General features: G+C 41.5%; 9 protein-coding genes and 1 riboswitch. Of the genes, 6 read left to right on the top strand and 3 right to left on the bottom strand.

All coding sequences use genetic code 11. From position 1 onward, the window contains the following. Positions 1-27: 27 nt before the first annotated feature. The gene (locus IE222_RS06245) at positions 28-1,854 is read right to left on the bottom strand and encodes a polysaccharide biosynthesis protein (protein WP_191270799.1); all 1,827 of its coding nucleotides are present in this window, start codon (positions 1,852-1,854) and stop codon (positions 28-30) included. Between the two features lie 527 nt (positions 1,855-2,381). Continuing rightward, a riboswitch (SAM riboswitch) is annotated at positions 2,382-2,492 on the top strand. Positions 2,493-2,571: 79 nt separating this feature from the next. Here IE222_RS06245 and IE222_RS06240 point away from each other — a divergent pair. Genes IE222_RS06240 through metH form a run of 4 tightly spaced genes read left to right on the top strand, consistent with a single transcriptional unit; the run spans position 2,572 to position 10,163 of the window. Beyond that, positions 2,572-3,684: a methionine biosynthesis PLP-dependent protein gene (locus IE222_RS06240; protein WP_191270797.1), complete on the top strand. Its 1,113-nt coding sequence runs from the start codon at positions 2,572-2,574 to the stop codon at positions 3,682-3,684. After that, positions 3,684-4,871, top strand: coding sequence for a cystathionine beta-lyase (metC, locus tag IE222_RS06235; RefSeq protein ID WP_191270795.1), 1,188 nt, complete (start codon positions 3,684-3,686; stop codon positions 4,869-4,871). The genes IE222_RS06240 and metC overlap by 1 nt, the downstream gene beginning before the upstream one ends. A gap of 2 nt (positions 4,872-4,873) precedes the next feature. Further along, complete coding sequence (locus IE222_RS06230; RefSeq protein WP_191270793.1) at positions 4,874-6,736, top strand: bifunctional homocysteine S-methyltransferase/methylenetetrahydrofolate reductase; 1,863 nt, start codon at positions 4,874-4,876, stop codon at positions 6,734-6,736. After that, positions 6,714-10,163, top strand: coding sequence for a methionine synthase (metH, locus tag IE222_RS06225; RefSeq protein WP_191270792.1), 3,450 nt, complete (start codon positions 6,714-6,716; stop codon positions 10,161-10,163). The genes IE222_RS06230 and metH overlap by 23 nt, the downstream gene beginning before the upstream one ends. Positions 10,164-10,185: 22 nt before the next feature. On the opposite strand, the gene IE222_RS06220 is transcribed toward metH, so the two are convergent. Both IE222_RS06220 and IE222_RS06215 read right to left on the bottom strand, forming a co-directional pair. Further along, positions 10,186-10,503, bottom strand: coding sequence for a hypothetical protein (locus IE222_RS06220; protein WP_191270790.1), 318 nt, complete (start codon positions 10,501-10,503; stop codon positions 10,186-10,188). An 11-nt stretch (positions 10,504-10,514) separates the two neighbouring features. Further along, positions 10,515-10,802: a hypothetical protein gene (locus tag IE222_RS06215; protein WP_191270788.1), complete on the bottom strand. Its 288-nt coding sequence runs from the start codon at positions 10,800-10,802 to the stop codon at positions 10,515-10,517. Here IE222_RS06215 and IE222_RS06210 point away from each other — a divergent pair. Continuing rightward, the gene (locus IE222_RS06210) at positions 10,801-11,226 is read left to right on the top strand and encodes a MarR family winged helix-turn-helix transcriptional regulator (protein WP_191270786.1); all 426 of its coding nucleotides are present in this window, start codon (positions 10,801-10,803) and stop codon (positions 11,224-11,226) included. The genes IE222_RS06215 and IE222_RS06210 overlap by 2 nt on opposite strands. Next, positions 11,227-12,450, top strand: coding sequence for an MFS transporter (locus IE222_RS06205; RefSeq protein ID WP_191270784.1), 1,224 nt, complete (start codon positions 11,227-11,229; stop codon positions 12,448-12,450). It abuts the gene before it with no gap. Positions 12,451-12,452 lie beyond the last annotated feature (2 nt).

Raw genomic sequence — 12,452 nt, 5'->3', positions numbered from 1 at the left:
AGGATTTTTGCTTTTGGGCTGATAGGATTAAATAGAAACGGATAAGGCTATCTTTGAATGAATATTCCTATTAGTAATCATTAACAGCATTTCCCTTAGCTTTTCTTTCTCAAGATTTTCAAAATTTAATAGTAAATAATTGATTTCTTGCATAAAAAGCTCTGATGCTTTGCCTACATAAATTTTCGGATAGATTTGTTCCTCATTTACTTCATTCTCATTAAGCAATTCTTCGTAAAGCTTCTCTCCTGGTCTCATGCCGGTAAATTCGATTCCAATCTCCTCAACGGTGTTACCTGATAAACGAATTAAATTTTTGGCAAGATCAACGATTTTTACAGGTTCCCCCATATCGAGAACAAAGATTTCCCCGCCTTTTGCCAGAGCACCTGCCTGTATGACAAGTCTTGATGCCTCAGGGATGGTCATAAAATAACGAACCATATCTGGATGGGTGACGGTAATGGGACCTCCCTTTTCAATTTGTCTTTTAAACAGTGGAATGACACTGCCTCTGCTTCCTAGAACATTACCAAAGCGAACGGCAACAAATTTCGTTTTGCTTTCTTTGTCCATTGACTGAATAATCATTTCTGCAAGTCTTTTGGTTGCTCCCATAACACTAGTCGGATTAACTGCTTTATCCGTAGAAATCATGACAAAGGTTTTAACCCCGTGCCAATTTGCGGCATTCGCTACATTCATTGTCCCAATGACATTATTTTTCACAGCTTCATCAGGATTTCGTTCCATTAAAGGTACATGCTTATGTGCAGCAGCATGGTAGATCACATCTGGAAGATAGTTTCTTATAATACAATTCATCTTTTCGGCATCCTGCGTATCGGCAATTTCAGTAAAAATCTTAACCGAGCTTTCTTTTAACTCTTCCTTTAGTTCCATTTCAATTGAATAAATGCTGTTTTCACCATGTCCTAATAAAACTAAAGTGTCTGGATTAAATTTAACAATCTGACGGCAAATCTCCGAACCTATAGAGCCCCCTGCCCCTGTCACCAAAACCGTTTTTCCGGTTACAGATTTAGAAATAGTGGCAATATCTAACTCGATTGGTTCTCTGCCTAAAAGATCCTCCACTTGTACATCGCGAAATTGATTAACGGATACTTTTCCTGTTACCAGATCCTCCAGCATTGGCAAAATTTGCGTTTTAGCTGAAGTTTTTGTACATTCTTCAAAAATAATTTTTAGCTCTTTTTTACTTAATGAAGGAATAGCGATTATAATATTTTCAATTTCAAGCTGTTTAACAACTTGTTTAATAGAATTGACACTTCCTACAACTGGAACACTTAAAATATGAAGTTTTTGTTTGTGAATATCATCATCAATAAACCCAACTGGAAATAAATCTGCATCACGATTATTTAATAGCTGTCTAGCAACCATAGTCCCCGCAGATCCAGCTCCAATAATCAATGTTCTTTTTTTATTAAAGTTCTCGTTTTTAATAGAATCGCTATACATGCGCCAACAAAACCTAAAGCTGCCAATTAACAAAATATGAAGTGCCCCGGTGACCGCCAGAAGTCTAAAATAAATATCAGCAAAAATTACCTTCTGCAAAAGAGCAGCAATAATAATTGAAAAAGTGACAACCTTGAAAATGATGATTAATTCTCCAACACTGGCATATTCCCATGCCTTTTTGTAAAGTTTGAAGAAAAATGAAAAAATATGATGACATAAAAGGATCGATAAGGAAGTGACGATAATCGGTATAGTTACAACATTAGTTGTGGCGTCAACTAAAAATCTGCTAAAAAAAATGGCTGTTAGGACAATGCATGAATCAGCAAGAAAAAATAATGACAGCCTTTGTAGATAGCTCATAATCTCCCCCCTTTAAAAAGTACTGCTCCATATATGCATAATTAAAGATTTTGATTATCAGGCTTCTTTAAGCCCAGCTAATCAAAATCCTTAATAATAAGAGGGCATCTAACCCTTCCTCACATCACACTCTTGACGACTTGCATCTAAGGTATATTTCAACCCACAGCGTGACCGAGTGCCTCCTTAGATATTGGCAAGGAGACATCACCATAAATAACACTTTAAAAGACAATTTGTTCATTATATGAAACAATTAGACTAAAAAAAAACAACCAATTATTTCATATTTCTAATTTCCTTACAGCTAATTTCTTTATTAAGAACATTATAACTCTTTTGAACAAGAAAAAAAATCCTATTTCTATCTAATTTATTCGACTAAAAAAGAAAAAAATGTAGAAATTTATTCTTTAAAAGGAACAAAAATCGGTTAAAAAAGCAATAACGCAAAACAGAATGTAGGAGAATTAATTTGACACCACAGCTTTACTGTAGTAAATTTAATAAATAATCTAAATATTAAATTCTTATCAAGAGAGGTAGAGGGAAGGGCCCGATGAAACCTCAGCAACCTTCAATGGTTTTTCATTGAAAAGGTGCTAAGTCCTGCAAATGACTAATTTGCAAGATAAGAAGAATGACAATTGGTTCATACATACAAAAGTCTTCTTCTTATAGAAGACTTTTTTTTATTTATTTAAAGGAGTGTGCGTCATGTACAAAATTGATACGAAACTAGCTCAAATAGGAAACCGCAGTGAAACAGCAACGGGTACGGTAAATCCCCCTGTTTATTTTTCAACAGCTTATCGCCATGCAGGAATCGGCCAATCAACAGGGTTTGATTATTCACGCACAGGGAACCCGACGCGCCAACTTCTTGAAAAAACTATTGCCGATCTTGAAGGCGGTGACCAAGGCTTCGCCTGCAGTTCTGGGATGGCTGCTATTTTTACCATTCTTTCCTTATTCCAATCTGGTGATGAATGGTTAGTCAGTGAGGATTTATATGGCGGAACCTACCGTTTATTGGAGCAGGGGTTCAAAAAATGGGGGTTGAACTGTCATTATGTCGATACATGCAGCCCGGAAGCAGTTGAGAGTAGAATCACGCCACAAACAAAGGCCATTTTCCTTGAGACGCCGACAAATCCACTTATGCAGCAGGCAGATATTTCTGCAATCGCTGATGTTGCCAAACGTCACGGAATTTTATTAATTGTTGACAATACTTTCTATACACCGCTTCTACAACAGCCAATCAAGCTGGGTGCCGATATCGTGATCCATAGTGCGACGAAATATTTAGGCGGCCATAATGATGTGCTTGCCGGACTGATTGTTGCTAAAGGTGAAGAGCTATGTACATCACTTGCATTTCATCATAATGGAGCCGGCGGAGTTCTAAGCCCGTTTGATTCCTGGCTATTAATGCGCGGGATGAAGACTTTATCACTAAGAATGGAACGACATGAGAAAAATGCGAAAGCTATTGTTGAGTTTCTATCAAACCATGATGGTATAACGGATGTCCTTTATCCTGGGCGCGGCGGCATGCTTTCCTTCAGAATCAAGGACGAAGCCGGGGTAAATCCGTTTTTACAAAATTTACAGCTGATTACCTTTGCGGAAAGTTTAGGCGGTACGGAGAGCTTTATCACCTATCCTGCGACACAAACCCATGCTGATATACCGGAAGAAATCCGTATCCAGCAAGGTGTTTGCAATCGATTATTACGTTTTTCTGTAGGAATTGAAGATGCGGAAGATTTAATGAACGACCTAAGCCATGCATTGGCCAAAGTTAGTGAAGGAGTGACATTATAATGACAAAGGAAGAATTTTGTTTTGAAACAAGGCTGCTTCATAACCAGCATAAAATGGATCCTGTAACAGGTGCAGTAAGTGTGCCAATCCAGCATGCCTCTACATTTCACCAGTTTGATGTTGACCAGTTCGGCAAATATGACTATGCACGCAGCTTAAATCCAACTAGGGAAGCGCTTGAAGATGTTATTGCAGAACTCGAAGGCGGTGTGAAGGGTTTTGCTTTTGCTTCAGGGATGGCTGCCATTTCAACAGCCTTTCTCCTGCTGTCAGCCGGAGATCATGTAGTTATTACCGATGATGTGTACGGCGGAACATTCCGCATGGTCACAGAGGTCCTAACACGTTTTGGAGTTGAACACACTTTCGTTGATATGACCGATTTAGAACAAGTGAAACAGGCCATTAAGCCGAATACGAAAGCATTTTATGTGGAAACCCCATCAAATCCTTTATTAAAAGTTACGGATATCAAAGCTATTAGCAGCATGGCTAAGGAAATCGGCGCTTTGACCTTTGTCGATAATACCTTTCTGACACCAGCTTTGCAACGGCCGTTAGAACTTGGAGCTGATATTGTGCTCCATAGTGCAACGAAATTTTTATCAGGACATAGTGATGTTGTGGCCGGCCTTGCGGTTGTAAAGGATGAAGATTTAGCAAAACGGCTTGGATTTTTACAAAATTCTTTTGGGGCAATCCTTGGCGTTCAAGATGCATGGCTTGTTCTTAGAGGATTAAAAACGTTAAGTGTCCGGCTGGAGCATTCACAAAAATCAACTCTAAAAATAGCAGAATTTTTACAATCACATCCGCTCATTGAGCGAGTCTATTATCCTGGACTTGATGACCACCCGCATTATCAATTGCAGCAAGATCAAGCACAAGGCGCCGGAGCGGTATTATCATTTGAACTAAAAAGTGAAGCGGCATTAAGGACATTTGTTTCGGGCGTTAAGATTCCTGTCTTTGCAGTCAGCCTTGGAGCGGTTGAATCAATTTTATCCTATCCGGCAAAAATGTCTCATGCTGCCATGCCACAGGCGGAAAGAGAAAAACGCGGCATCAAAAACAGTCTGCTTAGGTTATCTGTCGGGCTTGAAAACCCGGATGACTTAATCAAAGATTTTTCTCAAAGCTTGGAACAGCTTGGTCAGAATGAATTGGTACTGCAGCAAGGAGAATGATGATGAATTTATTAGATAAATTAAAAAATGAAATTCTGATCGCTGACGGTGCGATGGGAACTCTGCTCTATTCATATGGAACAGATTGCTGTTTTGAGGAACTTAACCTTTCCGAGCCTGAGCAAATTCAATCGATTCATCGTGCTTACATCGATGCCGGTGCAGATGTGATTCAGACGAATACGTACGCCGCAAATTACTTAAAGCTGCAGCGCTATGGCTTAGAAGATTCGGTAAAAGAAATTAACAGTGCGGCAGTTCGCCATGCTAAAGCCGCAGCGCAAACGAATGCTTTCGTGCTTGGAACACTTGGAGGTAACCGCGGGGTCAAACCTGACTCCATTACAATAGAAGAAATCAAACGCAGTTTTCGTGAGCAGCTGTATTGTCTTTTACTAGAGGGTGTTGATGGCTTGCTGCTGGAAACCTTCTATGATTTGGATGAGCTTGAAACGGTCTTGACGATAGCCCGGAAGGAAACAAAACTGCCGATTATTGCTCAAGTTTCGATGCAGGAGCCGGGTGTGCTCCAAAATCGCACTCCAGCCAATGATGCTTTAAAAAGGCTTGAAGAGCTTGGTGCCGATGTAGTCGGACTCAATTGCCGCCTGGGACCTCATCATATGTTATTAGCCCTGGAACAAATTGAACTGCCGAAGCGTGCCTATCTTTCTGCTTATCCAAATGCCAGCCTTCCTGCCTACACGGACGGAAAATTTCATTATGAAGGCGACGCCGATTACTTTAGAAAGTCTGCACAAAGCTTCCGTAATCAAGGAGTTCGGCTGCTCGGCGGCTGCTGCGGAACAACGCCGGAGCATATTAGAGCTTTCGCCGCCGGATTAAAGGACCGCACACCAGTTGTCGAAAAAGTGGTAAAATTAGAACGGAAGCAAATATCCATTGAAGAACATGCACCAAAAAGGGATTATGAGCCGCTTCAGGACATTGTTAAAAAGCGCCCGTCTGTTATTGTAGAATTAGATCCGCCTAGAAAGCTGAATACGGATAAATTTTTCGAGGGGGCAAGGGCGTTTAAAGAAGCCGGGATTGATGCGTTAACACTTGCAGATAATTCTCTTGCAACCGTTAGAATTTCAAATGAATCGTTAGGCTATTTAGTAAAACAAGAGCTGGGAATGCGGCCTCTCATTCATATTGCCTGCCGTGACCGAAATATTATTGGGCTGCAATCTCACTTAATGGGACTTCACACGCTTGGTATGAATGACGTTTTAGCCATTACCGGCGACCCTGCAAGAGTAGGAGATTTCCCGGGGGCGTCTTCTGTTTACGATGTCTCATCATTTGAATTAATACAAATGATTAAGCAGCTAAACGAGGGCCTATCTTTTTCCGGAAAGGATTTAGGAGAGAAAACAGCGTTCAGTGTCGCTGCTGCCTTTAATCCTAATGTCCGCTCAGTTGAGAAAGCGGTAAAGCGTCTGGAGAAGAAAATCAGCTATGGAGCTGACTACTTTATTTCCCAGCCTGTTTTTTCTGAAGAAAAGCTGCTTGAAGTCTATGAAGCTACTAAACATTTGGCAGCACCAATCTATATTGGCTTAATGCCATTAACAAGCAGTAAGAATGCAGAGTTCCTTCATAATGAAGTGCCGGGAATCAAAATTGCTGATTCCATTCGCGAGCGGATGTTTGCACTCAACGATAACCCGCTTCAAGCAGCGCGTGAAGGAGTTGAAATTACGAAGCAATTAATTGACACTGCCCTGGATTTATTCAATGGAATCTATTTAATCACACCATTTTTACGATACGAATTGACGCTTGAACTGGCCCTTTATACTAAAGAGCGAGCACGTGAACAGAGGGGGAACAGCTATGTCGAAACGACCATTTACTGACCAATTGAAAAAACACATCCTTGTTATGGACGGGGCAATGGGAACGATGCTCCAGCAGGCTGATCTTACCGCAGAAGACTTTGGCGGAGAACAATATGACGGCTGTAACGAAAACTTAAACCTAACAGCTCCAGAGGTGATTGCGAGGATTCACCGCGAATATTTGGAGGCAGGCGCTGATATTATCGAAACCAATACCTTTGGTGCAACCAGCATTGTCCTTGATGAATACGAGCTTGGCTTTAAAGCCTATGAAATCAACAAAAAAGCAGCTCAAATTGCCGTTGCGGAAGCAGACCAGATATCTACGGCTGATTGGCCGCGCTATGTTGCCGGTTCAATGGGGCCGACGACCAAAACGCTGAGTGTCACTGGTGGAACTACCTTTGATGCACTATCTGCGTCTTACGAAGAACAAGCAATTGGACTAATTGATGGCGGCGTTGACCTGCTGCTGCTCGAAACAAGCCAGGATATGCTGAATGTTAAAGCTGGTTACGTCGGCATTCAAAATGCCTTTGCAAAGACAGGAAAAACACTGCCCTTGTTTATTTCCGGAACGATTGAACCTATGGGTACAACGCTTGCGGGGCAATCGATCGAGTCCTTCTATATTTCCGTTGAGCATATGAATCCTGTTGCTGTCGGACTTAACTGCGCCACCGGTCCTGAATTCATGCAGGACCATATCCGTTCGTTGGCAGGCTTAGCGGGAACAGCAGTCAGCTGTTATCCAAATGCCGGTCTGCCGGATGAAGAAGGACATTACCACGAAACACCAGAAACATTAGCGAAAAAATTATCTGATTTTGCGGCTCATGGCTGGCTTAATATTGTCGGCGGCTGCTGTGGTACAACACCGGATCATATCCGGGCAATGGTTGAAGCAGTGAAGGATTTTGCACCGAGAGAATTTGGGGAATCTAATACTCACATGGTTTCTGGGATTGAGCCATTCATTTATGATGATCCGACTTTAAGACCAATCTTTGTTGGCGAACGGACGAATGTTATCGGCTCACGGAAGTTCAAACGCTTAATTGTAGAAGGGAAATTTGAAGAGGCAGCAGAAATTGCCCGCGCCCAGGTAAAAGGCGGCGCTCATGTAATCGACCTTTGCCTAGCAAACCCTGACCGCGATGAGCTTGAAGATATGGAAAACTTTATAAAAGAAGTTGTGAAAAAAGTAAAAGTTCCGCTTGTCATTGACTCCACTGATGAGAAAGTCATTGAAAAAGCACTTAAATATTCACAAGGGAAAGCCATTATTAATTCGATTAACCTTGAGGATGGCGAAGAACGTTTTGAAGCGGTTGTCCCATTGATTCACCGCTACGGTGCTGCTGTCGTCGTCGGAACCATTGACGAAAAAGGCATGGGAGTAACGGCTGAAAAGAAGCTTGAAATCGCCAAACGCTCTTATGACATATTGGTCAACAAATACAAATTAAAGCCACAGGATTTAATTTTTGACCCATTGGTATTCCCTGTTGGTACCGGTGACGAACAATATATCGGCTCTGCTAACGCAACGGTAGAAGGAATCAGGCTTATCAAAGAACAGCTGCCTGGCGTGCAAACCATCCTTGGTGTTAGTAATGTTTCCTTCGGGCTGCCACCGGTTGGCAGAGAGATTTTGAATTCCGTATACTTGTACCACTGTACCCAGGCCGGTCTTGATTATGCCATCGTCAATACTGAGAAGCTTGAAAGATTCGCTTCCATTGCACCAGAGGAAGTTAAATTAGCGGAAGATCTGTTATTCCAAACCACCGATGAAACACTAGCGTTATTTACTGACTTTTATCGAGGTAAAAAGAAAGAAGCAAAGACGACTGTTCTCAATCTAAGCCTTGAAGAGCGTCTTGCCTATTATGTTGTCGAAGGGACAAAAGAAGGTTTGATACCAGATTTGGAATTGGCCCTTGCCGAATATCCGGCTCCACTTGACATTATCAACGGTCCATTAATGAACGGAATGAAAGAAGTTGGCCGCTTGTTTAATGACAACCAGCTGATTGTTGCTGAAGTTTTACAAAGTGCCGAGGTCATGAAGGCATCCGTTTCTTATTTAGAGCCATATATGGAAAAGGGTGATGTTTCTGCATCTAAAGGTAAAGTTCTATTAGCAACGGTTAAAGGTGATGTCCATGATATCGGAAAAAACCTTGTAGACATTATTTTGAGCAATAACGGCTATGATGTCCGCGACCTAGGGATTAAGGTTGCCCCAGCCGATTTGATTAAAGCGATTCGTGAGGAAAAACCAGATATGATCGGTCTTTCCGGTCTGTTGGTAAAATCAGCACAGCAAATGGTGTTAACTGCGCAGGATATGAAAGAAGCGGGAATTTCTCTGCCAATTCTTGTCGGCGGTGCTGCCCTGTCACGGAAATTTACTGATACAAAAATTTCAAAGGAATATGACGGACTTGTTCTTTATGCAAAGGATGCGATGAATGGCTTATCACTTGCTAATCAACTTCAAACGCCAGGTGAACAGGAAAAGCTATTCGCAGAAAAAGAGGAAAAATTGGCTAAGGCAAGTGTACCTATTGACCTGCCTGTACGTTCTTCCGGTTCTGTAGCTGTAAAAACTAAACCTTCCGTATCAACGGATGTTCAGGTGTTTGTTCCAAAGGATACAAAGCGACATGTAATAAAATCATATTCCTTATCCCATATTGAACCATATATTAATATGCAAATGCTGCTTGGACATCATCTTGGCGTAAAAGGGAAAATCTCTAGATTACTTGCCGAGAAGGATGAAAAGGCATGGAAGGTACAGAATATGGTGGACCAGCTAATCGCCGATTCCATTGCGAACAATTGGATTACACCGCGTGCCTTGTATCAATTTTTCCCTGCACAGTCTGATGGGAATAAAATTTATATCTATGACCCAGAAAACCATAGTAAAGTAATTGAAACCTTTGATTTCCCACGTCAAGATTCAGCACCGCACCTTTGTTTAGCTGATTTCTTAAAATCAGTTGACAGCGGTGTGATGGATTATGTTGGTTTCTTTAACGTTACTTGCGGAAGTGGCATTCGTGAAGTGGCAGATCAGTTAAAAGCGGAAGGCCGCTTCCTTGAATCCCACGCCCTAATGTCATTAGCGCTTGAGAGTGCGGAAGGCCTTGCTGAGTTTATCCACCGCCAGATGCGCGACCGCTGGGGCTTCCCAGATCCGCTTGAGTTTACAATGCAGGAACGGTTTGCAGCAAAATATCAAGGGCAGCGTTTCTCCTTCGGTTATCCTGCCTGCCCTGAACTAGAAGATCAAAAGAAACTGTTTGGCTTGATTCATCCAGAGGAAATTGGTGTTCAGTTAACTGATGGCTGTATGATGGAACCAGAAGCTTCGGTATCGGCGATTGTATTTGCCCATCCGGAAGCTAGGTATTTTAATGTATTGAGATAGATTTGGGTGCATCCCGCGGAATCTAGATTGGATTCCGTGGGATTTTTATTTTTATTTTTTTTCTATTTCGCGGGATTTGAATAGAATTTCGCCGATTTTCCAATTTATTTCGCCGATTTCGAACGGAATTTCGCGGACTTTCCGATTTATTTCGCCGATTTTGAACTGTATTTCGCCGATGTCCATTTATTTCGCCGACTTCGAACGGAATTTCGCCGATTTTCAAATTTATTTCGCCGATTTCGAACGGAATTTCGCGGACTTTCCGATTTATTTCGCCGACTTCGAACGGAATTTCGCCGATTTTCCAATTTATGAACGGAATTTCGCTGATTTTCAAATTTATACCGCCTATATTCGAACGGAATTTCGCGGACTTTCCGATTTATTTCGCCGATTTCGAACTGTATTTCGCCGATGTCCATTTATTTCGCCGACTTCGAACGGGATTTCGCCGATTTTCAAATTTATTTCGCCGATTTCGAACGGAATTTCGCGGACTTTCCGATTTATTTCGCCAATTCCAAACAGAATTTCGCGAACCGTTTCCAGGCTTACATTTGTGAACATTTCTTGACAATTTCTTGTATCACCTATATAATTACCTAGGTAACTAAATTTCGGATTGGAGCGTATCATGATTAACCATCAACTATTCCATACACTTCATCAGCTTTCACGACACCTTACCAACAAACTCAATGAAGCACTAAAACCAATGGGATTATACGGTTCACAATGGGCCGTTATTTTTGTTTTAAAACAGAAAGGCTCATTAACACAAAAAGAACTTTGCGATTACCTATTTGTAGAAGCCCCGCCAATGACGAGGACGATTCAGCGCCTTGTGAAACAAGGTTATGTCCGGCAGGTTCCGGGTCAGGACAAACGGGAAAGACATATTCAATTAACAGATGAAGCATTACAGGAGTACTCGAATTGGGAAAATGCAGTAAATGAAATGAACCAGGAACTGCTTAAATCTCTCCCGCAATCCGCACAGGAGGAACTTGTTACACTACAATACAACTGGTTACAACAGCTATTAAAAGGGGTGGATTGAATGAGTCAAAGTCAACCAAAATTATGGACGAAAAATTTTATTAGTATTTCTTTAAGTAACTTTTTTGTTTTCTTTTCTTTTTATATTCTGTTAGTCACACTGCCAACCTTTGCGTTGGATGAGTTACATACAAGTGCATCTCAGGCAGGATTAATGACGACGATATTTTTGCTTTCGGCTATTGTAACCCGCCCGCTTGCCGGTCAATGGCTTGAACGGGCCGGGAATAAAAAAGTGCTGCTTACTGCAGTCATTCTTTTTGCCGGCGTTTCGGTTTTTTACTTTTTTCCAACAACCATTTCTGGCTTTTTAATCATCCGTCTTTTACATGGTATCGGATTTGGAATGGCAACCACCGCAATGGGGGGAATTGTTGCTGATATCATTCCGGCGTCACGCCGTGGTGAGGGAATGGGTTACTTCGTTTTATCGACAAACATGGCCATGGTACTAGGGCCCTTTATTGGCTTAATGACAATTCAACAATGGGGATCACAAACTTTATTCACTTTGGCAGGAATTGTTTCCTTAGGTTCATTGCTTGCAGCACTTAGTGTCAAAATCAAAAAGCCGAAAAAAAATAACGAGATTGAAGTACTATCCTCATTTTCAATCAAAGGCTTATTTGAGGCTTCAGCAGTTCCAATCTCCATTGTCGGAAGCTTTCTAGCCATTGTCTATTCTGCACTGCTTTCGTTTATATCGATTTACGCAACGGAAATTCATGTAGCAAATGTAGCCAGTCTCTTCTTTGTGGTTTACGCGATAGTTCTTCTGCTTTCAAGGCCATTTACTGGAAAATGGCTAGATGCCTATGGTCCAAATGTGATTACCTATCCATGTCTTGTTTTGTTCGCCATTGGAATGTTTATTTTAAGCAAAAGCGGCGGTGCATTCACGTTTCTACTATCCGCCGGAATCATTGGACTAGGCTGGGGGACACTTTTCCCTACCTTCCAAACGATTGCGATACAAGATGCCGAGCCGCGAAAAAGAGGATTGGCTACCGCCACCTTCTTATCCATTTATGATACAGGGATGGCTCTGGGGTCATTTGTGGTCGGCTTAATCGCAGCAAAAATGGATTACAGCTCATTGTATTTCTTATTTTCTTTCTACGTATTAATCGGAATAGTTCTCTATTACTTCCTTCATACGAAGAAAAGAAAAGCTTCGATTAAGGTTGAGAACGATCTACAGCAATCAAAAGTACAGGAAATTTAAAA

Source organism: Neobacillus kokaensis (assembly GCF_014656545.1).
Lineage (GTDB): Bacteria > Bacillota > Bacilli > Bacillales > Cytobacillaceae > Neobacillus > Neobacillus kokaensis.
This window is presented reverse-complemented; position numbering and strand designations above follow the sequence as displayed.

Coding starts and splice junctions, on each gene's coding strand:
- IE222_RS06205 (WP_191270784.1), top strand. CDS start 11,227: ATGAGTCAAAGTCAACCAAAATTATGGACGAAAAATTTTATTAGTATT.
- IE222_RS06230 (WP_191270793.1), top strand. CDS start 4,874: ATGAATTTATTAGATAAATTAAAAAATGAAATTCTGATCGCTGACGGT.
- IE222_RS06245 (WP_191270799.1), bottom strand. CDS start 1,854: ATGAGCTATCTACAAAGGCTGTCATTATTTTTTCTTGCTGATTCATGC.
- metC (WP_191270795.1), top strand. CDS start 3,684: ATGACAAAGGAAGAATTTTGTTTTGAAACAAGGCTGCTTCATAACCAG.
- IE222_RS06240 (WP_191270797.1), top strand. CDS start 2,572: ATGTACAAAATTGATACGAAACTAGCTCAAATAGGAAACCGCAGTGAA.
- metH (WP_191270792.1), top strand. CDS start 6,714: ATGTCGAAACGACCATTTACTGACCAATTGAAAAAACACATCCTTGTT.
- IE222_RS06210 (WP_191270786.1), top strand. CDS start 10,801: ATGATTAACCATCAACTATTCCATACACTTCATCAGCTTTCACGACAC.
- IE222_RS06215 (WP_191270788.1), bottom strand. CDS start 10,802: ATGATACGCTCCAATCCGAAATTTAGTTACCTAGGTAATTATATAGGT.